The organism is Streptomyces nitrosporeus (assembly GCF_008704555.1).
GTDB lineage: Bacteria > Actinomycetota > Actinomycetes > Streptomycetales > Streptomycetaceae > Streptomyces > Streptomyces nitrosporeus.
The window spans coordinates 208,438-230,649 of the sequence record NZ_CP023702.1 but is presented as its reverse complement, the minus strand read 5'-3'; the positions used below and the strand labels follow the sequence as shown (position 1 = coordinate 230,649).

The following is a 22,212-nucleotide window of genomic DNA, read 5'->3' as shown; positions in this document are numbered from 1 at the left end:
GTTCGAGCGAGGCCCCGCTCGTAGTGACCTCTGTGCGGGGGTGCCGGCAGACGTTGGCCCAGCCGCTGGTGGGGGTGCTGGGGGTACTCATCGGGGGCGGGGGCGATCGCGTCGTGGCAACTGGGCGGCGACCAGGTCGTAGGAGTCCTCGACCGCGTCGGTGATGAGGCGCTTGGTGATGCCGGTCCCCGGTCCGAGGGTGATCCAGTGTCGTTTGTCGAGGTAGCGGCCCGGTGTGATCGAGGCGTGGGCGTGCATGTGGGCACGGGCGTGCTCGGGTTCGCACTTGACCGTGATGATCTGCTCGTCCGGGTCGTCGGTGACGATGAGGAACACCTTGCCCGCGACCTTGTACACGTCGAGCTGGGGGGTGAAGGGGCGTGAGTGGCTGACGTCGGGCAGGGCGAGGGCCGCCTTGCGGGCGGTGTCCTGGAGCCGGTCGCCGGCCGCGCTCACCGGGATGCCCGCGTGCCGCCGGCGTAGCTGTGCGGGTCGACGGGCTGCTCGGCCTTGGGCAGGTGGGCGACGACAAGCCGGTAGGACTCGGTGACGAGCTCCCGGACGAGGGACTCGTCCACACCGTCCCCGTCCTCCAGGGTGATCCAGTGCTTCTTGTTCATGTGGTAGCCGGGGGTGATGTGGCTGTTGTGTTCCCGCAGGGCGAGCGCCTCGCCGGGCTCCGACTTGAGGATCACGACGGGACGCCCGGGGACCTCGGTCATCAGCATGAACACCTTGCCGCGCACCTTGAAGACCTCCCAGTCGTCCCCGAAGGGATGCTCCAGCTCGGCTCCGGGAAGCTCCCGCGCGCAATCGGCGGCGGTCCTGTGCAGAGTCATGGGGCGTTGTCCTCCTTGAAGTGGTGGTGGGCCGCGGTACTGAAGACCGCGGAGCGCACGCCCCGCGGTTGCGGCGGCACACTCCATCCTTGCCCGGAAACCACCGAAAACGGGCGGTGGTCTGCGGACACATGATGGTCGGCAAGCGACAACCAGCCCCGGATGACCGGGCCGCGTCGGCCGAGGTCCCCTTGTACGGTTTCCAGCCCCCTGTAGGCACGCCCTTCGGGCTGGAGGTGAGCACCGTGGAGGACTTCTTCGCCCAGCACGACGACTGGCCGTGGAACCCGCCCCGCCCGGGACGCGCCACCTTCCACTACCTCATCGCGGTCACCGAGGGCGAGCTGCTCCACGACGTCGACCACCTCACGCGGACCGTCGCCCCCGGCCAGTGGCTGTGGGTGCGACCCGGACACACGCAGTGCTGGCATCCCCCCGGCACCGCCCGCGGCCCGTTCATCCTGTTCGAACCGGACGTCCTGACGCCCGCCATCGCCCGCCTGCTGGCCCCGCTCACCTCGCACGAGGCCCCCGCCGTACTGAGCCCGCACCCTGACGACGCCGCCTGGCTCCACCAGACGGCGCTCCAGCTCCTGGACGAACACCGCAAGCTCGGACGCCGCCCCCTCGGTATCCACCATGCCCTGCGGCGCGGCCTGCTCGAATCGCTGCTGCTGCGCCTGGCCGACGCCCCCGGCACCACTGCCACGGGCGCGGCGACGGCCGGTGCGCCCCGTGGTGACACCTACGGCCGGTTCGCGGATGCCCTGGAGCTGCACTTCCGCGAACTGCACCGGGCGGCGGACTACGCCGAGCTGCTCGGCTGCTCGGTGCGTACCCTGAGCCGCGCCGCCCGGGACGCCACCGGCAAAGGGGTGCGTGACCTCATCGGCGAGCGGCGCCTGCTCGAAGCCCGGCGCCTGCTGGGAGGTGCCCGGTGGGACGCCCGGAGTGTGGCCGCACATCTCGGTTTCTCCGGCACCGCGAACTTCGGCCGCTTCTTCCGCGACCGCACCGGCCTCACCCCGGCCGCGTTCGCGTCCGGGGAGGACACGGCCGGTCCGTGAGCGGAGTGCGGTGCACCGCAGCTCGGCTCTCAGCCGTCCAGGACGACGACGTGCTTGCCCGGGGTGATGCCGGATTCGGCATCGTCCTGGGCGTCCGGGGCCTGTGCCAGGCCGTGATGTACCTCGGCGACCGGGACTTTCAGGTGCCCCTCGGCGACGGCTTGGGGCTGGTGGGCGAAGACGTCCGCCGGGAGGCCGGCAGCCTCGTTCGCGTAGCTGGTCAGGCGCACCCAGCCGGGGACCATGTGGCCGCTGCCCTCGGGGACGGCTCACCCCGGCTGCCCTCACCCGGTTCCGCAGCGTCTGCGGGTTGATCCCCGGATCGGCTGCGACCGACCTGACCGTCGCTTCCGGCCGCGACTCGTACAGTGCGACCGCGTCCGCCCTGAACTGCGACGGGTAGCTCTTCATGACCACGAGATGCCCGTTCTCAGATCTCCAGGATCCAGCGTCTCGTGTGTTCAACATCCGGGGTCGAGGCCCGACTCTGCTCAGCGAAGGGCTGGACCCCATGTGCTGGAAAGCAGCCAGCACCTCGGTCGACCGCCACAGGTCCTGTTGGGCGGCCACCATCCGCAGATTCCACTTCCCCGGAGGTTCCTCTTGCCCATCACCAGTCGTTGGGCCGCCCGGGAGCTCGCGGCCAGGTTCGCGTGCCCGGCGCTCTGCGACCACTGCGGGGCCCGGACCCTGCTGACGACGAGTGACGATGAATTGGCCGTATCTCGTCTGCCATCGCATGACCCGGCACAGGCTTAATGATGCTCCCGCGCCACGCACGGCGCGGGTGGCTGTGACGACAGTACGGGGGAGCCATGGATCACACAGGCGGCACCGACGGACCACCTCCCGGGCCTCCGCCCCAGCTCCCGCCCCGGCCCCCGTCTCAGCCGCCTCCTCGGATACCGCCGATGCCGCTGCCTCCCCGCAGGGGAAAACCGCTGGAACTCCGGGTCCAGCGGCAGATCCTGTGGGTGGGGTCGGCGGCGGTTCCGTTGCGCAATGTCAGCTGGGTCGAAGTGTTCAGGCTGAAGCCCGCCTGGGGCAAAGCCGCCGGCTACTCCCTGCTGTTGGTGGTCGTCGCCTTCCTGGTCTCCGCCCAGTTCGACTCCACCGACGGGGGCAGCGGCTCCGCCCTGGCCGTCCTGGCCGTGTTCGCGCTGGCCGTCGTCTGCGTCGTCCTGCTCTCGTCGAGGAAGCCGGTGCTGGTCGTCGAACTGAACAGCGGTTCCAGGGTCCTCCTGACCCTGCCGACCATGGATGAACTGAGATCGATCGCCGGACAGATCGTGTACGCGATCGACCACCCGGAATACGAGTTCTCCGCCGTCCTCGAGCAGTACAACACCACGAACAACTTCGGTTCCGTCGTCAACATGAACGGCGGCAGGGGAAACACGGGGATCAAACTATGAGCGACACATCGAACTACTACGGAGACGTCGTCAACGTGAACGACGGCGAGAAGGTCATCGGCATCAACCACGGCTCCGTCGTCTACAACGACGGCACCGCTCAGGACCCCGAACTCCAGGCCGCCGTGACGGACCTCACCCGCCTCCTCAACGACCTGCGCCCGGTTCTCACCCCGGACCAGGCCCAGATCGTGGAGAACGCACTGCCCGCGCTCACCCCCGACCGGGCCGCCCTGCGTGAACGCGGCATGGTCCTGGCGTCCATCTCGCAGATCGCGGCGACCGTGGGCGAAGTGGGCAGGCCCGTCGTGGAGGCGCTGGGCCGGCTGTTCGCGCTGCTGGGCTGACGGGCCCGCCCTGGTGGATACGGTCATGGCCTACGCGCCGTAGGCAGAGCAGCGAACCCAGGCTTTGAGATAGCGGCCGAGTTCCCCCTGCATCCCCGGCCCGCAGAGCCTCACCGTCTGCTGCCCCCGGCGCGAGCAGACTCGTGCCCTCGGCGAACGTCTCCGCCGAGGGGCGGAAGCATTTCCGTACGTACTCCGGCTTCTTGTGCCGGGACTTCGCCATCAGCATCAGCGGCGACGCACCCTGCCCGCCCAGATGGGTAAGGGAAGAAGTGACGGTATTCGTGCAGGTTCCAGCCCGCACCCGGGCCACCCCGGGCAGCGTGCTTGTCGGACAGGGCCCAGGCCTGTCCGTACGACAGCCGTGCCAGCCCGGTGCCCGGACAGACATCCCAGGGCTGACGACCTTGCCGGGCCCGAGCAGCGGTGAGTGACGAAGACCGGCCCGCGGGTACGACCGCACAGCGGCCGCGGGCAGAAGCCGGGCTGTGCCGGCGCCCCCGTACGCGGCCTCCAGAGCGTAGCCCTCGCGGACCGGGCCCCGGGGGCGGGCCTTGGCCCAGGCGCCCTTCGCCTTCACCGGACAGCGGCGTCCGGCGGAGTACAGCTCCTCGAATTCCACAGGGACCTGGCGGCAGTCGATTATGGGAGCTCACCAGTGCCGTGCCCCTCAAGATGCACGATGTGCCCCCTGCCCCGGATCACCGTGAACAGCGACCCGGGGGGCTGGCGGCGACGGTCTTCGCGTTCTCCGGCGGGCACAGTCGGCCGTGCTCACCGCTGACGCACAGCGCCCGGGCTTCGTGCACGGTGCCCACACTCCTGAAGGAAAGGGGTGGCCGGGCCAGCGCCGGCAGTACGGGGCGGCCGGCGGAGACGGGGGCGGTTCAGGGGCCGGGGGCCAGGAGGGTGAGGCGCAGCAGCGCGGCCACGGCGAGTGCGGCGGGGACGGCGTGCCACCATGTCCGGAGCCAGTGGGCCTTGACGAAGACCCAGGTCAGAAGTGCCGTCACCGCGGAAAAAGCGAGGGCGATGGTGGCGGCGGCGCGGGCGTTGGTGACGGCTTGGTGGTCCCAGGGCCCGTCGGGCTCGACCATGTAGGCGGTGAGGGCTGTGTATGCCGTCACCAGGGCTCCCAGGGTCAGGATGAGGGCGCAGACGCCGGTACCCAGCAGTGCGGAGGTCCGGCGGTGGTAAGGGGGCGTGCTGGTGGGCGGGCCGGCGGCCGGGTTCATTTCGGTGCCTCCGTCGCGTCGTCCGGTTTCCGGTCGAAGCCCCGACCGTATGCCTGGGCGTCCGGGTACTGGTAGCAGGGCCCCGTTGGAGCGGGCGGCCCGTTCCTGCATCCGGGCGCGGGCCATCTCTTCCGGCGGTACGCCGGCGAAGCCGCTTTCGGCCTTGAGCTGGGCGAGGTGATCCGAGGCGGTGAAGACGTTCTTGGCCGGGTCTTCGACCGCGTCGACGAGGACGCTGCGCTGCATGCCGGTGAGGTGGGCGGCGTCGTAGCCGAGTACCTCGGCCGCGCGGCGGACCTGGAGGGCGATGGAGTCCATGGAGGTCCGGCCGGGGTCTTCGCCGGGGATGATCTTACGTACTTCGAAGGCCGGGTCGTCGAGTGCTCCGGGGCCGCCCTCGGCTTCCTGCCACGCGATGCCGGCGATCGTCTCCGGTGGGAGGCCGGCGTCGTGCGCGGCTGCCCTGATGAGGTCCTTGTTCGCGGAGATGTACTCCCGGCGTCCCTCATCGGAGTGGGGGAGTGGGACCATATCCAGTAGCTGCTTCCCTTGGCGTCTCCCAGCCCGTTGATGCGGGTCTCGATCCGCATCAGGGTCTCGGTGCCGAGGACGGAATCACCGGTGCCGGGGAACGAGTCGACCCTCGTTCCCGTTCCCGGCAGCTGGGTGCAGGGGTTGGCTGCCCCCTGTCTTGCCTCGGCCCGCAGTGGTCCCAGGCTCTCCAGGCACTGTCCTGGGTCTTCGAGGGGCTCTTGAAGACCGGGACGGAGCGAGGTGCCGCGTCGAGTTCGGCGGTGCAGGCGGCACGTGCTTCCGCTTCCACTCTTCTGGCGTCGCTGTAGTGGTCCTTGGCCTGGCCGTAGCAGCGCTCGGCTTCCGCACGGATCGCGTCGACAGGGAAGATCCGGCGAGGGCACCGGCGCCGCCGAGGTCACCGGCGCCGCCGAGGGGAGGAACGCCACCGGGGCTGCCTGGTCCCGTGACCGTGCTGTGTGCTTTGTGCGGTGAAGGTACGGGGAGTCCGGTCCCGGCGGACAGGCTGGGCGGGCCGTTGAGGGAGAAGCTGCCTCGCAGCTCGACGGGTTCGCTCGTCAGCCGATCGTGGACACACCGTCCTGTGAGCAGGAGGTCCCCGCCGGGCCCGGCGGTTGTGTCTTGTCGCGGGCGGGACGTCACAGATAGCGGCGAATGGGCTGGACGGCGTATTCGCGGGCGCGCTGGAGGAGGGAGCGTCTCTTCCAGCGGCTGGGTTGAACGCGCCGGCTCGCCGCCATGTCGGCGTCGAAGTGAGCGTCCAGGGTCGCAGTGAACTCGTCGTCCAGGACCGCGAGCATGACCTCCTCGTCGTGGGCGAGGGAGCGCTGGTTGAAGTTGGTCGAACCGACGAGGGCCGCCGTGCGGTCCACGGTGATGACCTTGGCGTGCATCATCGTCGGCTGGTACTGGTGGAGTTTCACTCCGCAGGCGAGCAGTTCCTCGTAGTAGTGCTGTCCGGCCAGCTGGCAGACCCGCTTGTCGGTGTGCGGGCCGGGCAGCAGGATCTCCACCTCGACGCCGCGCCGGGCGGCGGCACAGAGCAGACGGACGAAGTAGGCGTCCGGGGAGAAGTAGGCGGTGGCCAGCCGGAAGCGTTCCTCGGCCGACTCGATCATGACTCGGACCAGGGTCTGCATGTCCTGCCACCCGAGGCTGGCCGAACCACGCACCACCTGTACCACCGCGTCGCCCTGCGGGCGGTGCGCGGTGAACCGGTCGTGGTCGTCGAAGAGTTCGTCGTGGCACTCGGCCCAGTTCTGCGCGAACGCCGCCGCGATGCCGTCCACGGCGGGCCCGCGCACCTGCACATGCGTATCGCGCCACTCGTGCGGATTGCGGGCGTCACCGCACCACTCCTCGGCGATGCCCACGCCTCCGGTGAAGGCCATCTGCTCGTCCACGACCAGCACTTTGCGGTGGCAGCGGTGGTTCTGCTTGAGCGGCGACAGGTACAGAGGCTTGCGGAACCAGGCCACCTGCACACCTGCCCGGTCCATCTCTTCCAGCAGATCCTTGTCGATCAGCCGGCTGCCGAAGCCGTCCAGCAGCAGTCGCACCCTGACCCCGTCCCGGGCCCGTTCCGCCAGCGCATACGCGAACTCGCGGGCTATGGCGCCCTTCCAGTACACGAAGGTCATCATGTCCACCGTGTACTCGGCGGACCGGATGGCTTCGAGCATGGCGGGGAAGATCTCGTCGCCGTTGCGCAGGGCGACCAGCGCGTTCCCCTCGGTGGCCGCGATGCCGATCAGGCGCTCCAGACGGCGTCGTATCCGCACGGCCCGCTCGTCGGCCGCCCTGTCTTTCCGCGGAGCGTCCGCGGACTCCGGTTCCGTTACGTGTTCTGTGCTGGTCATCCTCTTCCTTCCGGCCTGTGAAAACTTCCGGTCTACGGCCGAGGGAGCGGGGCATCGCGCCGACGGACAGTCTCCGTTCGTCCGCTGCCTGGGTCTCCCTTGCCCACGGCCCCGTCCGTGACACGTGATCGGGCCGGTGCTGTGACCGTGTCACGGTCACAGCACCGGCCCCGACGGCACCATCCGTTCACCAGCGCCGAAGCAACATGACGCGTCGGACGGGGAGGAGTCACTCACCCGGCCTGATGCGTCCTCGCCAGGATCCGGACTCACCGCCGCGGCCCTCGATGTACGACTTGAAACGCTGCATGTCGCCCTTCACCCGTCGGTCGATCACTCCCAGCAGGTCACCGGTCCTCTCCGCAACGCCGCTGGGATCCACGTCCATGACGAGCTCGACCCGGGTGTGCGTGTCGTCCAGACGCTGGAATCGGACGGTGCCCTTCTGCCTGGTCTCGCCCGTGGTGGTACGCCAGGTGATCCGCTCGTCCGGGAGCTGGTCGACGATCTCCGTGTCGAACTCACGCTTGACCCCACTGACCTTGGTGATCCAGTGGTTGCGGCGCCCGTCGAGCTGCCTGACCTCCTCCACCCCCTCCATGAACCGCGGGAACTCCTCGAACTGGGTCCACTGGTTGTAGGCGGTGCGCACGGGAACCTCGACCTCTACGGATTCCTTGACCATGCTCATGGGTGACCTTCCTTCCTGCTGGTGTCTCACCACCGGGGCCGGCGAACAGTCCGCGCCCTCGGCGTACCGAGACGCGAGTACCCGCAGACCTCTCGTCTCATGTCCGGTCGGCAGCGTCCTGTGCCGGCCGCCCGGACGTGGCCGGGTGCCGAAAGGGCCGGTCCGCCCGTCCGGCGGCTCGGGAGGTCACTCCCGCGGGAAGGCCACCGCGCCTCGTCGGCGCCGCCCTCCCTGCGGTGGGGAACTCATCCGACCGGCCTGGCTCGTGGCACCGTACTCGTCCGGGGCGCGGAGCACGGGGCGGCCGGTGCCTGCGCCGTACGGGACGGCAGTCGTGGCCACCTCGTCGGCCGCGGGCACCGGCCGGGCCCGCCCTCCACGTCTGTTGCGGCTGGACGGGGCGGCGGGCAGCCCTGTCCCGGGCTCTTCGGCATCCCGGCCGGGAATCCCGCGGGACGGACGTTCCGGTCATCGGCCCAAGGACGCGACGGCCCCCTCGGTGCTCGGATGGAAAGTGAGGACCTGGTCGAGGCCGACGACCGTGAAGACGCGCATCTGGTCCGGGCTGGCACCGGCAGGGCTCGCCGGGGAACCGGTCGCCCGCGATCTCTGATAGGCGCCGATGAGCACGGTGACGCCCGTGGAATCGCAGTAGGTCAGACCGGACAGACCGAGGACCATGCCGCCGTAGCGTGGAGTTGATCTCGGCGATGGTGCCGTCCGCCATCGTGGACAGGTACCCGCAGGGCGCACGTCCGTACAGGTCCTCGGAGCTGTCCTCCGGCAGCGCGGCGAAAGCCGCATTCGGAGCTTCGCTTTTGTCGGGGCCGTGGGGCCGGACTGCTGCCCGGCGCGGCATGCCCGGGGGACCGGTTTCCAGGGGGCCGATGAGTGGCGCGCGTACCCGACGCCGAGGGGAGGTGTGGACGGTGGTCCGTTCCTTCGCGGTTCCGAGGGTGAGGGCGACCTGGGTACCGCGGCCGTGCGCACCAGGTGAAGACCGCGGCCGTCGATCCGACGGGCGACCGGCTCCTTCGGGGCCCGTACCGGCTTCCGTCCGGCAAGCGCCGTTCGAGCTCCTGCGGCAGACGTCGCAGTGATACGACGTGAGGCTCCGCACCCTGGCCGACGTCGCCGCCCACCTGTCTGCGTCCGGCCCGGCCGCCCGGGCCGGACGCAGACAGGTCTGTGCCGCACCGGTCCCGCTCCGCCCGGCCCGCTTGCGATCGGTATGCGGCCCGGCGGTCAGAGCACGCTCCTCGAAGCGGCGTTGCGCCACGTCCCGCAGGCGGCCGGCTCACGCATGGAAAACAGGCGACGGGTGTGCAATGGGCTGCCACGGCGCCGTGGTACCGGAGACCCTCGGCCACCCGCACACCGCCGCCGGCCGACGGTGACGCCGAGCAGGAGGACTCCCGCCACCCGGCCGGTCCGGCGCGCGGGCGCCGTGGCCGGACCGGCCGGGCACGGTCAGCCGAAGTGCCAGGTCAAGCTGCCACCGTTGTTGGCAGCGAGGACGAACATCAGGATCATGAGCAGGATGTCGACCACTCCGAGACCTATGGCCCACTTCGCCATCGTGGAACCGGCCTGGCGCAGTGACACCGCACCGAAGATGATGGCCAACGGACCGAGGAGGATCGGCAGGAACAGAAGGCCGATGATGCCGCAGACCAGTCCCGCGATGGCCAGCCCGTTCGTCCTGCTCGTCTTCCGCGCACCCGTTCTGCTGTAGGTCGACATGACAACTCCCGAACTGTCGTGGATCTGTTTGTTGTACTCCTTCGTTGTCCTTCCAGTTGCCCGCCACAACCGGATCACACCTCTCGGTCGTGTCAAGAATGCTTGTCCTCAAGGGAGTTGGGATGTGCGAGAGGTCGTTGAGACCGTTTCCGGTGGAGATCCCCGTCCGGCCCGCACCGCCGCTTCGCCGATGCGGGCCGTCGTGCCGGCCAGGCGGGGTCTGAGGGGCGCCTGGCAGCGCGGACAGCCCGCGCCCGCCCTCGGGCCGCCACCAACTCCGCCGCAAGCGGGTGGTTCATGAGTGTTCGAGCGGGCTTTCCGCCACCTGGCGGTGGACGTCCTGGACCCGTTCATCGCGGTCGTCGTCCCCGCCGCGAACACCCACGACAACACCGCGGGCATCCTCCCGCTGCACCAGGTCACCGAACAGGCCGGCGGAACCGTCCGCAGAGCCCTCGCCGACCAGGGCTTCAACAACCAGGCCGTCAACCAGACCGTCACAGACGGCGCCGGCCGGGGCATCGACGCCGAGATCGCCTCCCGGGTCCGCTGGGCCATGATCCACGGACGGCCCGGTGGCCACCGGCGCGAACGCCCCCGCCCGGCGCGAGTCACAGGTGGCCGCAGCGTGAACACCGAACTGCTGCTCGATGCCCTGGAACTGTGGAGACGACGGCTACGACCGCGCGGAGTCACGGCTGAAGTACGACCTCTCCCTGCCGGGCAACGAGGCGCTTATCGACCCCGTTGAGCACCCGAACGCCAAGGAACTGCTCCAGGCATGGCCGGACGTGCTGTACGAGTACAGGCGCCATCGCGATGAGACTCACCTGCAGACGACGGATACTCCAGGGACTCCTACGGCGAGGACGCCCCCGTCACCGCCGCCCGCTGCCATGGCGGCACAGAGGGCAGGGAGGTCGGGGCAGACGGCCCAGCCCATGGGCACGGCCTCGTCCCGACGGCTGGGCGCTTCTCGCGCCATGGTAGGGCGGTGTCTTGTCCTTCGGTGACTTCTGCATGGAGGTGACGTCTTCTGGACGATCGCGAGGAAGGACGTGAAGGCGCGGCACTTCAAGCAGGTAACCGTCCTGGGTGCTTCGAAGGCCCGTGAGTTGAGGTCCTATTCCGGCTGATGCCTGTGGCAGGGGGCGGGGCGGGGCTTCGGCTGCTGTTTCCCGACGGTCTTGCCGGTGTCGGCTCCGGTGAGGGGTACCGGGCCCGAAGGTCACCCGGATACGGCTCCCCAACGCATCAACCTGCCGGAGGAGACGATGTCGTAGGAGCAACTGGCAGAAAACGGAGCCGAAGACGCACAGGGTTCCACCCGGGCGGCGAAGGCGGGGCGGTGGCTGCGAAGGAGCCCGGCCGCATGCCTACGCCCGTGTACGACGAAGGCTCCAGCAGACCACGCCGCGATAGACCAGAGTCCGCAGTCGGCCTCGGACAGCCCATGCGGAACCAGGGGGAGGGAAGTCAGAAGGGCATCCGGCCACGGGTCCTTCGGCCCGCCGAGCCACTCTTGCTCACCGCGCGCGAACTGCTACGGAAGGGCTTGCTCAACAGGCGCCCCACCGGCCCCGGCGCCTTGCCCGCCACCCTCGAACCAGCACCCAGCGACCGCTGTGTTCCGCGCTCGGGGCCCCGTAGGCGCGGCACCAGGAAAGCCAGTACCGCCAGGACGACGCACACGGCCACTATCCCGACCACCATCATGGTGCGGACCTCCTTCTCCTCGTTCCGTCACCCTGTCTGGCCTGCCGTATGCCCGGCACCCGGCGCCTCATGTACGCCGGGCCGCGACTTTTACAGCGCGACCGCGTCCGCCTCGAACTCCGGCGGGCAGTCCTTCATGACCACGAGATGTCCGTTCCCGGATCCGCAGGATCCAGTGCCTCGTGTGTCCGACGTCAGGGGGCAAGGCCCCACGTCCCGGAGCGCCTGCATCAGGAAGCTGTTGCCCAGGGCCCCCGGGCGCCGCATCGTCTTCCGGAACAGGACCTGCCCTGCTGTGAACCGGAGCGCTTTGCCCCTGCGGCCCGGATGGCGTGCGGCTGGGTGCCCCGGAGGACGTACCCGCTCGCCGGGTGAGTGGACGTGATGACGGCCTGCGTCCCCCCTCCCATCCCCTCCACCCGCAGAGTGATGCCCTCACCCGTGCTGCCCAGTACCAGCTGCCACGCGCGGCGACCGGCCGAGCCCGGACGTTCGTTCAGTCCTCCGGCGGCACCTGCCGGGCGGCGATGTCCTCCTGGCCGGACCGGTGCGCGGAGACGGCTACGACGCCCCGTGGACTCTGGCCCGGACGGAGCGGCTGCTGATGCCGGGCCCCGAGACCCCGGCCCGTTCGAAGACGGCAGGGAGGGAGCTGGAGCATCCTCGTCCGGATGCGCCCGGCGAGTATGCGGGAAACTGCCTATCTCATGGCGTCAAGGCATACCGTGACCCCTCGGCCGTCCACCACGACGCCCCTGCTCAGGCGCCGGCCTCCGCGGCGTTCTCGTCGATGCGGGCTCGCACCCGAGCGAGGAACGCCCGGACCTGTGGACCGGGAAGGGGCAGCGCGGCAGCGCGAGGACGTTCGAAGCTGCGGACAGCGGCCTCGATCAGTGGACGGAAGTCCTCCTCCACGGCGGCGACCTGCCCGGCCGCGTCGCGTTTGGCGAACCAGCGACCGGTGCGGCAGTAGACCACGGAGCGGCAGCCGTTGAGGACCCGGTTGTCGGCGAGATGCCCCTCACCGTCGCCGTGCTCGCGCACCGAGGCCCTGATCGCGGTGTACAGGTCCGTCGGCCGGGGCGCCGCGATCACCTCCGATGCGGGCGGACCGTAGAGCGCGATCCCGTCCTGATGGGCCACGGAGCGGTCGATGACGTACCAGAACGACGGTGTCCCGGCCGTATCGAAGGCGCTCCGGCCCGGCAGCTGAGCGCCGGTGTTGAGATCCAGCAGGTAACCGGCTTCCCCGGACGGGGCACGGGCGAAGTCCGCCGCGTAGACGACCAGTTCCAGCCCCGCCGCCGGGCACGGCAACCGCCGGTGATCGAGGGCGCCGGCCAGTTCCCGCAGGACCGCGGTCGGAGGCGGCCCCCCGACGACGACCGTGACGTCGATGTCACTGCGGCCGTGCCGGTAGTCGCCGAGTGCGAGGGAACCGACCGCGACCACTCCGATCAGCCGGGAGCCGCACACCGCGCGCGTGCGGCGTACGAGCTCCGTCAGATAGGACCGCACCTCGGCAGGAACAGCACGAAACAGCTCGGTCTTGGCGTCCATTCGGCCAGTGTGGAGTATCGCCAGGGAAACCCGGAGCCGCCTGCGCCGGCGCTGGGACGTCCCTCGGGAGGATCGGATCGGTCAGTAGCGGAAGCGGTGGGCTGATTCGGGACGCGCCCCTCCGCCCGGAGCGCCCTCGGTACCGGCGGGGTTGCGTGTTCAGCTGCCGCGAGTCGACCCAGCTGACTCCGAAGCCGCTACTGGTCGTGACGGTCTAGGCAGTGTCCGACGGGTCCTGTGACTCACCTTGCGCTGGATCGTTTCGGTCGGTGTAGGGCGAGGTGATCTTTCAGATGACGAGTGGATGCGACTGGAGCGGCATCTGCCACGTAACCGCGACCGAGGCGGGCGTTGGCAGTGCCACCGCCGGGTGATCAACGGCATTCTGTTTCGGCAACGAACCGGCCTGCCCTGGAGGGATCTGCCGCCACAGTTCGGCAAGTGGAAGACGGTCCACGACCGTCATCGCAGATGGTCGGCGGACGGCACGTGGGAGAAGATCCTGCGGGCCGTCCAAGCCGACGCTGATGCAGAGGGCCGAATTGACTGGAGCATGGTGAGCGTCGACTCGACGTCCTGCCGAGCACACCAGCACGCAGCCGGTGCCCTTACCCGCGCGCCACGAATTCCGGGCCCCCGCAGTCGCCCGGACAAACACCGTTCCGACGAGGGCCTGGGCCGCTCCAGAGGAGGGCTGAACTGCAAAATCCACTTGGCCAGCGAGGGCGGCCGTCGCCCGCTGGCCTTCATCATCACGCCCGGACAGTGGGGTGACGCACCGCAATTCATACCCGTGCTCGAACAGATCAGAGTCTCAAGGCCGGGCGGCGGACGCCCACGCACCCGACCAGACCACGTCGGAGGTGACAAAGCCTATTCCTCTCGCCGAAACCGCCGATACCTGAGGCGCCGGCAGATCAAGCACACGATCGCGGAACCCAGGGGCCAGCGAGCCAACCGCCAACGGCGGGGCAGCAAGGGCGGCCGGCCCACCGGCTTCGACACAACGGTCTACCGGCGCCGCAATGAGGTCGAGCGCACCATCAACCGGCTCAAGACATTCCGCGCGGTCGCCACGCGCTACGACAAGAGGGCGTATGTCTTCCACGGGACGGTCACGGTCGCGGCGATCCGATTGTGGCTCCGCCCGTGACCTCCACGTCCTCGCCTATTGGTCTTCCGGGACCAAGACGCCGAGCTCGACTTCCTCGAAAACGCGTGACCACCAGGCTTCGTCGTCCTCGAACACCGCCGGATCACTCTGCCTGGCCCGCTCAAGCACGTCTTCGACGTAGTCCTCGTAGTCGTCGTCCGCATCGGTCCTTCCCGAGCAGGCGAACGCCTCCCACACCTCCAGGACGTCCTGCAGACCGACAACCGAAGAGTTGACCAGCCCGTACTGCTGGTCCCCATCGCCTTCATAGCCGCGGACCATCCAGACTTCGCCGCTGTCGATCAGCAGCCAGTACGTGTTGACGCCGTCCTCGAACGCGCCGAGGAACGCAGCCCGACCCGGCGGAAGGTCGCGGACCTCCAGCTCCCGGCCCGCGTTCCGCACGAACATGCGATTGCAGTCGGACGGCAACCCTCGCTCGCCCAGCCCAGACACCGCCTCACCGCCCAAACCCAGGCGCGCGAGAGAACTCGCGTCATATGGCAGCCACAGCGCGCTCGGCAACCGGCGCCCCCTACTCGATCCGTCCATCTGATCCTTTCAGACCGCGCGGACGACCCATCGGACAGGACCCAGCCCTTCGTCGGGCAGGGCGGCCACGGCCGTGTCGACGTCGGTGAGCAGGTCCGGCCAGACGGACAACTGTGCGCGTGGGGTCAGCCGGGAGCGCACGGTCTTGATGTTGTCGCGGCTCAGGCGGTGCCATCGGGAGGCGTTGAGGGCGAAGGTCTCCTCCAGGAACGTGGCGCGATGGGCGCTGACGGTCCAGCCGAGGCGGGTCCAGAAGCCGGCGTCGGCAGGGCGCTGCACGTATGCGGGGTCCTCGGGGGCGAAGTCGTACGGCGATGCGTCCAGGCGTTGCGTGAACAGGCCGAGTGCTCGCGTGCGGGTCAGCGTGGCTTCGCAGGGCCGGCTGCTGCTGAGGTAGAGGTACTGGTCCCAGCCGACGTGCACTGTGAACTCTCCCTCCGCTTCCAGCCGGCACCAGGCGCCGTTGTCGCGGAGCATCGCTCGGACGAGTTCCAAGCCGACATCGATCGGCACCAGTGCCCCGTCGTGGAATCCGGCGGGGCCTGCGGGGAAAAGGCCGGCCAGGCCGTAGCCGTCGACTGGTGGCTCCAGGCCGAAGCGGGCGAAGCCTCCGAGCTGCGGCTCGCGGATGGCCAGCTGGTCGACGCCGCTGTCCTCGGCGAAGGCGGCGACGGCCTGCAGGTAGGCGGTTTCGACCGGCCCGTGGTCGCTGGTGGTGTCCTCGGTGCAGGCGTGGTGGCCGTGTTGGTCGCGGTCGGCGGGGTCGTACTTGGCAACCTGATAAACGTAGGGCAGCACGTCACTGCCCACCGGGAGTCGACGGCGTAGCTGCGTTCCGGTGGCAGTCAAGGACGCGGTAGACCGTGGCGCGGCTGACGGAGAAGAGCTCGGCGAGGCCGGCGATGGTGTGTTCGCCGGACTGGTGCTGCTGGACCAGGTGGCTCTGCCGGCGGGCGGTGAGCTTGGGCTGCTTCCCCTTGAGCTTGACCTTGGCCCGCGCCACCGCCATGCCTTCCCGGGTGCGCATGCGCAGGAGGCCCGCTCCGAACACGGCGAAAGCGGCCAGGATGTCGAAGAACATCTTGCCCATCGGGTCAGCGGGGTCGTAGAGCGTGCCGCCGAGCGAGAGCTTGACGCCGCGGGCGCCGGGTACCGAGCGCGCAAGGCGGTCCAGCCTGGGGGCGACGAGAGTGTCGCCGGCGCGGACCGCCGCGAGGGCCTGGGCCGGGCCGGGCCGGTCGCTGCTCGTTCCGGTCGGACCGTGGTCCAGGTAGATCTGCTCCTCCGGGACGTCCAGACCGAGCAGGGCCCCGCGCTGGGCGGCGAGGTCCTGCTCATCCGGACTGCACCTCGCGTAGCCGACGCGTTCGCCCACGCCGGGAGCGTACGATAAGCCCCCGCTCAGCGTGCAGATCACCGGACACCCTGAATGAGACGCCGTCAGCGCGGGTGCCTCTCTCCCATCAGGCGAGATCATCGTTGTTCGTTGAGGATTCCCCTTACGGACACCGGGGCAAGCCACTGTCAGTACCCTGACGCGGTGATGGCCAACACCCTCTTGCCGAGAGCCATGAACGGCACTGTAGATGGTCAGCCGGTCCCGGGAGGCGGTGCACTCCGGCGGACCGGCAACTCCGTGGACGTCGAGGTTGCCCCGGAGGAGCACGACCGGGCTGCCGAGTCGCTGGTAGGCGGCGATCAGCAGGTCCCGGCAGTCGAGCCAGGAGAATCTTTCACGTCCGCCGCGTCGGCTGTCGTCGCGGCGGCCCCGGCAGATCAGCCGGGACCGGTGGCCGGGCTTGCAGCAGGTCAACGCCGTGAGCGACGAATGCGTGGATGAGAAGCACTCGCCCGGGAGGTCCTGCCGATCGAGGAGATTTCGCCGCCGCCTGAGCCGCAAACCCGGATGTAGGTATGAAGTGTGCGGCCGTGGCCACCAGCATGTGCGAGTCCGTCAGGCGTCGGTGAGAAGGGGGTCATACGCGGTGTTCCTGCGGCGGCCGGACATGAAGGAAAGGAAGTCGCCTACGAAGGCGCTGCGGTCGTAGGTGCCGTCGGTGGCGGTGAGGTCGCGGTGGAAGGCGGTGCGGAAGAGTGCCCGGTGTTCGGCCTCGCTGATGGTCCCGCTGCCGTCCTTGTCGGTGGCGTCGAAGAGTACCTCGGCGACGCGGATGAGCGCTGGACCGGCGAGGGAGGGTACGGCGGCGGCGTACTCGTCGGCGCTGACACGGCCGTCACCATCCGTGTCGAGAGCGGCTTGGAGCTCGCGCCACCAGGCGGCGAAGGCGTCGTAGAGCCGGGTCTCCTCGGGTTCGTCCAGATCAAGCCGGGTGGCCAGTTCCCGTGCCATGGCGGCGAGGTCAGGCCAGTCGAGGTGGCCGTCGCCGGTCTGGTCCAGCACCTGACGGAAGAACTCCTTTGCCGAGCGCCGGCCCTCTGCCGGCACCGAGGTAGCCGGGGCCGGGCCGGGGGCCGTGTCACCGCTCAGTGGTGTGAGGAGGCGGAGCAGGGCCGATGCCCGCTTCATGCGGGCGCGCAGCGCGGTCACGGTCCGGGCGCGGGGGTCATCGCTGTCGGGCGGGAGGGAGAGGGTCTCGATGATGGTTTCGGCGTTGATCCAGCCCTCGGGCAGGAAACGGGTGAGCCCGGCGGCGAGGTAGGCGCCCTGCATGAGGGTCGGGGCGCCGGGCATCTCGGGCAGGCCGGCCTTGCGCCGGTAGGGCTCGGGAAGCGAGGCGACGGTGATCGCCCCGAGGAGCGGACCGACGACGGCCCGGCCGGCCGCCCACAGTGTCGGCGCGCCTTCGAGCAGTGCCGGGGCGGGCAGGTGGTCGAAGAGCCGGTAGAGGATGATGCTGGCTGCTTCGGTGTTCTCCAGCTCGTCCTCGACGACCCTGTCGAAGTACCGCCAGAAGTCGTTCAGGTCCTCGGGGAGTTCCCCGGCGTCGCCGTCGAGCGCGGCGAGGTAGGCGCGGTACTCGGCGTACATGCGCTCCATGGTGTCTTGGTCGAGCGGCTGACCGCTCAGTCGGCACATGGTGACGGCGCTCTCGTAGAGGGTGGCGACCACCCAGGCGCGGGTCGCGCGGTCCATGGCGTCGTAGGAGCGGCCTCGGGTGTCGGAGCCGCTCATGCGGGCGTGCAGCCTGTTGAGCCGGGCAGCCTCCCGTTCGCGTACCGCTGGGTCATCGTCGAACATGCGCCGCATGCTGAGAAAGGTGTTGCGCAGCCGGCGCCAGGGGTGGGTGACGAAGGTGGAGTTGTCGGCGAGGGCGGCGCCGATCTGCGGGTGGGCGGCCTCCAGCACGGTGGCGCGGATTATGGCCAGCGCCCAGCGCGGATCGTCGAAGAAGGCGCGGAACTGCGTTCTCGGGGCGGACAGGGGTGTCTCGTCAGCAGTTCCCGTGGTTCCAGTCGTCATGAGGGGTCTCCGTTCGTCTGGGCCGGGACGCCGCCGAAGCGGCGGTCACGGCGCCGGTAGGTGTGCAGGCAGGCGAGGAAGTCAGGGGCCCGGAAGTCCGGCCAGAGCACGTCGGGGAAGACCCATTCGGCGTAGGCGACCTGCCAGAGCATGAAGTTGGAGATGCGCTGCTCGCCGGAGGTGCGGATGACGAGGTCGACGTCGGGAGTGTCGGGGAACGGCAGGTGGTCCGCGAAGAGCCGCTCGGTCACCTCCTCGGCTTGTGTCCCGTTGCGGATCAGCGACCTGGCGGCCTCGACGATGTCTCGGCGTCCGCCGTGGTCGAAGGCGACGGTGAGTGTCATCCCCTGGTTGTCGGCGGTCAGCGTCGCCAGATCGTCGAAGTCCTGGGCCAGCTCCCGGGGGATACGCGGGTCGGCGGCCCCGAGGAATCGGCAGCGGATGCCGCGGGCGAGAAGCAGCGGTGCGTGCTTGCGCACAACCCGGCGGACCAGGCGCATCAGGTAGTCGACCTCGGTGCCGGGGCGGCTCCAGTTCTCGGTGGAGAAGGCGTACAGACTGAGCCACTCGACCCCGGCCGCCCGGGCCGCCTCGATGATGTCGATGACGGTGGTCTCGGCAGCCCGATGGCCCGCCGTTCGTGGAAGCGAACGCCGTTGAGCCCAGCGGCCGTTGCCGTCCATCACGCAGGCTACGTGCCGCGGCACCGCACGCGCCGGCCCCTCGTCCCGCCGCTGATCATTGCCGTACCGTCGCCCGGCAAGGCCGTCCTCCGCCGCCGTGCGTGCGCGGTGGACGCCGTGATCCGTCACACCCAGCCCCATCTCGCCCAAAGCGGCGCGGTCGGCCCTACCCCGCTCGGTCACGCCCACCCCGTATCACCCATACGCACGCCCCACCGGAGCGTTCCTTCCCAGGAGTCTGACGGCACGGAAGGGTCCTGACCGGCCGAACGGTGAGCCGTCACCCTTGACTCAAATGTTCGATCTCCTTCGGTGTCGTCTTCCTTACGCGCCTTCCCACTCCACGTAACCGCCCGCTTACTGAACCTCTTTCATCCTGTTCCGCAGGAGTGGAATGGGCTGGTCAGCGGGTGTGGTGACGAGGCAGGGCCCTCGTCGTCGGCGTGGTGATTCCACTCAGCACACCGGCGACCTGAGGGGCCCTGCTGGTCCCGTATCGAGCGGTGCTCGACGTCTCGTACGAACTCGTCGAGCATGTTGCCTGCCCTGCCTACTGCACGAGCCCCGTCCGGCACGCCACACCCGCCGACCCGGGCCCGGCTGTTTCAAGCAAGCACTGCTCGCTCTCGTCCACCTCCGCTCGGCCGACCCCCTCCACCGCGCCCTCTCCGTGCCGGCAGCTGTTCAAGACGCGCTTCGCCGACCTGCCCGAGGGAGCGGTCCAAGGCGCAGTTGAGGAGATGGGCGAAGAGGGACTGGTCGTGGTCGCGGTGAGCCTGGGCAGTGCACTGTTCCAGACGCTGAGCCAGTGCCCGGCCTGCGGGAAGGACGCCGCCGCCCTGGTCTTGGCCGTGGACGCGAACTCCCTGCTGTTCGACTGGAACTCGCAGCCAGTGGCCTCGCATGCAGGCTGTGCGGGTTCTGCCTCTCCAGCGCGGCGGAAGTCGAAGCCGCCGGCCTGCCGGCCACCGTCCGGTACACCCCGGAGGGTCTGGCGCAACTGGTCAGTGCGAGAGGCCCGGACGAGGAAGAGCGCTTCGCGCCCCTCATGCTCACCTTGCGGGGGTACGGCTCCGCACCCGCACCGGCCGGACACGGGGGCGTCCGGGTCCGGTACGGGGTGCCCGGATGCCTTCCAGAACCGCGGCGAACTGAGGGCTGTCACCACGCTGACCCGCGGTGACCAGCAAAGGCAGCGGCCGTTGACCTTGCTCGCAGGCCAGGTGGATCTTGGTGGTGAAGCCCCCGGGACCGACCCGGACCGTGGTCGTCTGGCTCGGTGCGGATTCCGCCCGGCGGCTCGTTTCGGGCCTGTCCGTCGCGGCGGGCGCCTGCCGCGTGCTGATGGGCCCGGCAGATCGTGGAGTCGACATTGACCTCCCATGCGATCAGCCCTGCGGCGTTCGCCCGGGCCTGCAGCCGGATCAGGAGTTCGGGCCAGGTGCCGTCACGCAGCCAGTAGCGGAAGAGTCCGTAGACCGTCTGCCACGGCCCGTACTCCGACGGCAGATCCCGCCACGGAGCACCGGTCCTCACCCGCCACCGGGTCCCGTCGATCAGCTTCCGCCGGTCCAACGGCGGCCGCCCCGGAACCGCGACCGGCAACAGCGGCTTCAGTACGGCCCACTGGTCGTCAGAAAGATCCCCTCGCCCCACACCACGATCATCGCGATGCGGGACGAGGAGCAGAGCCGAATTCCAGAGCACGGCCTAGGTGGAGGAGGCCGGTAGCGTCAGAAATCGCGAGTTCGCACAGGACGGCTGCCAGGTCGGCGACGTGCGCGGGGCGGTGGACGTAACTGGTGAACAGGGGCCTTTCCTTATGCCGACGACGGAAGTCCTGACGCGATCTCCGGCGCGCGTCAGGGTATGCCTGTCGGGGGTGGGCGCAGTCGGCGGACGCAGCGGTCGTTCCGGTCAGTTGGCGTCGTTCCTGGGGCACGTCGCGCACCTGGTTCGGCCGCGTCTGACACTGGTCAAGGTCACCGTGGCTTCGGCCCCGCACGCACAGCGGCAGTGCCACCGGTCGGTGGTTTTTCCGGGGTAGGTCTCGAGCGGCTCAAACCCGGCCTGGCGCACCTCGGCAGCGGCCTTCGCCGGATCAGTTCGGCCGCCGGTCCGAGGGCACTTCTTGCATCCCTTCGTTCCTGACCGGACGAAGGACAGACGCGTCATGACCTCGTTCCCGCAGGAGCAGCGGCAGTGCCATGGGTCCGTGGCCCGGCCGGGAAAGGGTTCCAGCGGTTCGAACCCTGCTGCTCGCATTCCTGCCGCGGCCTGCTCGGCGTTCGATGACTTCGAGGAGCAGAAACGGCAGCGGGTTCCTCCGTTGCTGACGTTGGAGTAGGTGGGGGTGCTCTCGCGGCCGCAGGCGGTGCAGCGGCAGCGCCAAGGAGTCTGACCGGTACGGTAGGGCTCCAGCGGTTCGAACCCGACCGCTCGCATCATCCCCTCCGCCTTGAGGGCGGTCGCCGCGGCGCGCTTGGCCTGCGCCGCTCTGGTGCGGCAGATGCGGCAGCCCTGCCCCCTGTTGCGCACGGCGTTGAAGGTGGGCCGGCCCTCGTGCCCGCACGTGGTGCACCGGGCCGGCCAAGTCGCGTTCGTACGGCCCGGGTAGGACACGAGCGGCTCGTACCCGCGGGCGCGCATCTCCTCGGCAGCAGCCTCCGCGTCGAACAGTAAGGCGGTCCGAGGCCGGGCGCCGGCCCGGGGAGCGTAGTCGCCCGCTGCGCGGCGGGTCTCCTCCTCGACCATGGCCCACACCTCATCCGCGGTGACGCGATCGGTGGAACAGGTCTCGCTCCATCCGTTCGGCATGACGTCCTTGGTGAGGAACGGACACAGCTTGGCGCCGCGCAGGTGGTCCAGGACGGCCTGCTCGACGTCGTAGGCGGCGGCGCCGGTCGTGAAGTCACCGGCTCGGTACAGCTGCCACCCTTGACGCTGGTGCTGCAAGAGGCGGGAGGTGTAGCCGGTGCAGGCGCCGATGCCGACCTTGACCGCCTTCCACTTGCGGTGGGTGACGACGTAGAGCTTCGCCGGTCCGGCTAGGTCGATGCCGTGGGTGGCGCACATCCGGCAGCCCTTGCCGGTTCGGACACCGGTCAGCCGGAGATGCGCTTCATGCCCCTTCGGGCAGTGGCACAGCCACCGCTTGTCACTGCCGGGGTAAGGTTCCATCGGCTCGAATCCGGCCGCCCGCATCTCGGCCGCGCACGCCGCGGGGTCGAGCGGCGCGCTTCCCGCGCAGTGTCCGCAACCATACCCGCGGCCCTTGACTCCGGAGTACAGGGGCTTCGACTCCTTCCCACACGTGGTGCAGCGACAGTGCCAGCCCATCGAAGCACCGGGGTACGGCTCCTGGGGTTCGAAGCCATGCGCCCGCATCAGGGCGGTG

At 69.6% G+C, this 22,212-nt stretch carries 22 protein-coding genes and 1 pseudogene; 5 read left to right on the top strand and 18 right to left on the bottom strand.

Features of this window, described 5'->3' with window-relative positions; translation table 11 throughout:
• Positions 1–87: 87 nt before the first annotated feature.
• Positions 88–456 carry an MmcQ/YjbR family DNA-binding protein gene (locus tag CP967_RS01070; RefSeq protein ID WP_150486098.1) on the bottom strand — a complete coding sequence of 123 codons (369 nt, stop codon included), beginning with the start codon at positions 454–456 and terminating at the stop codon, positions 88–90.
• Positions 453–839 carry an MmcQ/YjbR family DNA-binding protein gene (locus tag CP967_RS01065; RefSeq protein ID WP_150486097.1) on the bottom strand — a complete coding sequence of 129 codons (387 nt, stop codon included), beginning with the start codon at positions 837–839 and terminating at the stop codon, positions 453–455. The genes CP967_RS01070 and CP967_RS01065 overlap by 4 nt, the downstream gene beginning before the upstream one ends.
• Positions 840–970: 131 nt before the next feature.
• On the opposite strand from CP967_RS01065, the gene CP967_RS01060 reads away from it, so the two are divergent.
• Positions 971–1,906, top strand: coding sequence for a helix-turn-helix domain-containing protein (locus CP967_RS01060; RefSeq protein ID WP_150491625.1), 936 nt, complete (start codon positions 971–973; stop codon positions 1,904–1,906).
• A gap of 29 nt (positions 1,907–1,935) precedes the next feature.
• On the opposite strand, the gene CP967_RS01055 is transcribed toward CP967_RS01060, so the two are convergent.
• Positions 1,936–2,136, bottom strand: a complete 201-nt coding sequence (locus CP967_RS01055) for a zinc-binding dehydrogenase (protein ID WP_229888431.1) — start codon at positions 2,134–2,136, stop codon at positions 1,936–1,938.
• Between the two features lie 681 nt (positions 2,137–2,817).
• Here CP967_RS01055 and CP967_RS01045 point away from each other — a divergent pair.
• The gene (locus CP967_RS01045) at positions 2,818–3,321 is read left to right on the top strand and encodes a DUF6232 family protein (protein WP_150486095.1); all 504 of its coding nucleotides are present in this window, start codon (positions 2,818–2,820) and stop codon (positions 3,319–3,321) included.
• Entirely contained in the window at positions 3,318–3,668 is a 351-nt protein-coding gene (locus tag CP967_RS01040; RefSeq protein ID WP_150486094.1) for a hypothetical protein, read from the top strand. Before CP967_RS01045 ends, CP967_RS01040 begins: the two co-directional genes overlap by 4 nt.
• Positions 3,669–4,555: 887 nt before the next feature.
• On the opposite strand, the gene CP967_RS01030 is transcribed toward CP967_RS01040, so the two are convergent.
• The 5 genes from CP967_RS01030 to CP967_RS01010 all read right to left on the bottom strand — a co-directional run bounded on the left by CP967_RS01030 (position 4,556) and on the right by CP967_RS01010 (position 9,730).
• The gene (locus CP967_RS01030) at positions 4,556–5,434 is read right to left on the bottom strand and encodes a hypothetical protein (protein WP_150486093.1); all 879 of its coding nucleotides are present in this window, start codon (positions 5,432–5,434) and stop codon (positions 4,556–4,558) included.
• Positions 5,435–6,075: 641 nt separating this feature from the next.
• Positions 6,076–7,296 (bottom strand): phospholipase D-like domain-containing protein, encoded by a 1,221-nt coding sequence (locus CP967_RS01025; RefSeq protein WP_150486092.1) that lies wholly within the window; start codon positions 7,294–7,296, stop codon positions 6,076–6,078.
• Between the two features lie 229 nt (positions 7,297–7,525).
• A complete protein-coding gene (locus tag CP967_RS01020; protein WP_150486091.1) occupies positions 7,526–7,987 on the bottom strand; it encodes an SRPBCC family protein in 462 nt (153 codons plus the stop codon).
• A gap of 468 nt (positions 7,988–8,455) precedes the next feature.
• Positions 8,456–8,791: an STAS domain-containing protein gene (locus CP967_RS34440; protein ID WP_150486090.1), complete on the bottom strand. Its 336-nt coding sequence runs from the start codon at positions 8,789–8,791 to the stop codon at positions 8,456–8,458.
• Between the two features lie 666 nt (positions 8,792–9,457).
• A complete protein-coding gene (locus CP967_RS01010; protein ID WP_150486089.1) occupies positions 9,458–9,730 on the bottom strand; it encodes a DUF4190 domain-containing protein in 273 nt (90 codons plus the stop codon).
• A gap of 301 nt (positions 9,731–10,031) precedes the next feature.
• Between CP967_RS01010 and CP967_RS01005 the strand changes: the two genes are divergently transcribed.
• Positions 10,032–10,481 carry a transposase gene (locus CP967_RS01005; protein WP_150486088.1) on the top strand — a complete coding sequence of 150 codons (450 nt, stop codon included), beginning with the start codon at positions 10,032–10,034 and terminating at the stop codon, positions 10,479–10,481.
• 725 nt (positions 10,482–11,206) lie between these two features.
• On the opposite strand, the gene CP967_RS34430 is transcribed toward CP967_RS01005, so the two are convergent.
• Both CP967_RS34430 and CP967_RS00995 read right to left on the bottom strand, forming a co-directional pair.
• A complete protein-coding gene (locus CP967_RS34430; protein ID WP_150486087.1) occupies positions 11,207–11,446 on the bottom strand; it encodes a DUF6411 family protein in 240 nt (79 codons plus the stop codon).
• Between the two features lie 759 nt (positions 11,447–12,205).
• Positions 12,206–13,006: an aminoglycoside adenylyltransferase domain-containing protein gene (locus tag CP967_RS00995; protein ID WP_150486086.1), complete on the bottom strand. Its 801-nt coding sequence runs from the start codon at positions 13,004–13,006 to the stop codon at positions 12,206–12,208.
• A gap of 256 nt (positions 13,007–13,262) precedes the next feature.
• Here CP967_RS00995 and CP967_RS00990 point away from each other — a divergent pair, with 256 nt between their 5' ends.
• On the top strand, positions 13,263–14,159 hold the full coding sequence (locus CP967_RS00990; protein WP_268253030.1) for an IS5 family transposase: 897 nt from the start codon (positions 13,263–13,265) through the stop codon (positions 14,157–14,159).
• Positions 14,160–14,174: 15 nt separating this feature from the next.
• On the opposite strand, the gene CP967_RS00985 is transcribed toward CP967_RS00990, so the two are convergent.
• The 8 genes and pseudogenes from CP967_RS00985 to CP967_RS00955 form a co-directional block, all read right to left on the bottom strand.
• Positions 14,175–14,684, bottom strand: coding sequence for an SUKH-4 family immunity protein (locus CP967_RS00985; RefSeq protein WP_244338951.1), 510 nt, complete (start codon positions 14,682–14,684; stop codon positions 14,175–14,177).
• Between the two features lie 36 nt (positions 14,685–14,720).
• Positions 14,721–15,509 (bottom strand): RNA-binding protein, encoded by a 789-nt coding sequence (locus CP967_RS00980; protein ID WP_229888429.1) that lies wholly within the window; start codon positions 15,507–15,509, stop codon positions 14,721–14,723.
• A gap of 1 nt (position 15,510) precedes the next feature.
• Positions 15,511–16,086, bottom strand: coding sequence for a recombinase family protein (locus tag CP967_RS00975; RefSeq protein ID WP_229888438.1), 576 nt, complete (start codon positions 16,084–16,086; stop codon positions 15,511–15,513).
• 210 nt (positions 16,087–16,296) lie between these two features.
• A pseudogene (locus tag CP967_RS34425) lies at positions 16,297–16,536 on the bottom strand (IS630 family transposase); the annotation flags it as partial.
• Positions 16,537–16,665: 129 nt separating this feature from the next.
• The gene (locus CP967_RS00970) at positions 16,666–18,132 is read right to left on the bottom strand and encodes an oxygenase MpaB family protein (RefSeq protein WP_150486082.1); all 1,467 of its coding nucleotides are present in this window, start codon (positions 18,130–18,132) and stop codon (positions 16,666–16,668) included.
• Positions 18,129–18,965, bottom strand: a complete 837-nt coding sequence (gene uppS / locus CP967_RS00965) for a polyprenyl diphosphate synthase (RefSeq protein WP_373300391.1) — start codon at positions 18,963–18,965, stop codon at positions 18,129–18,131. Before uppS ends, CP967_RS00970 begins: the two co-directional genes overlap by 4 nt.
• A gap of 1,011 nt (positions 18,966–19,976) precedes the next feature.
• Positions 19,977–20,471 (bottom strand): IS5 family transposase, encoded by a 495-nt coding sequence (locus tag CP967_RS00960; RefSeq protein WP_229888437.1) that lies wholly within the window; start codon positions 20,469–20,471, stop codon positions 19,977–19,979.
• 261 nt (positions 20,472–20,732) lie between these two features.
• The gene (locus CP967_RS00955) at positions 20,733–21,995 is read right to left on the bottom strand and encodes a hypothetical protein (RefSeq protein WP_150486080.1); all 1,263 of its coding nucleotides are present in this window, start codon (positions 21,993–21,995) and stop codon (positions 20,733–20,735) included.
• Positions 21,996–22,212 lie beyond the last annotated feature (217 nt).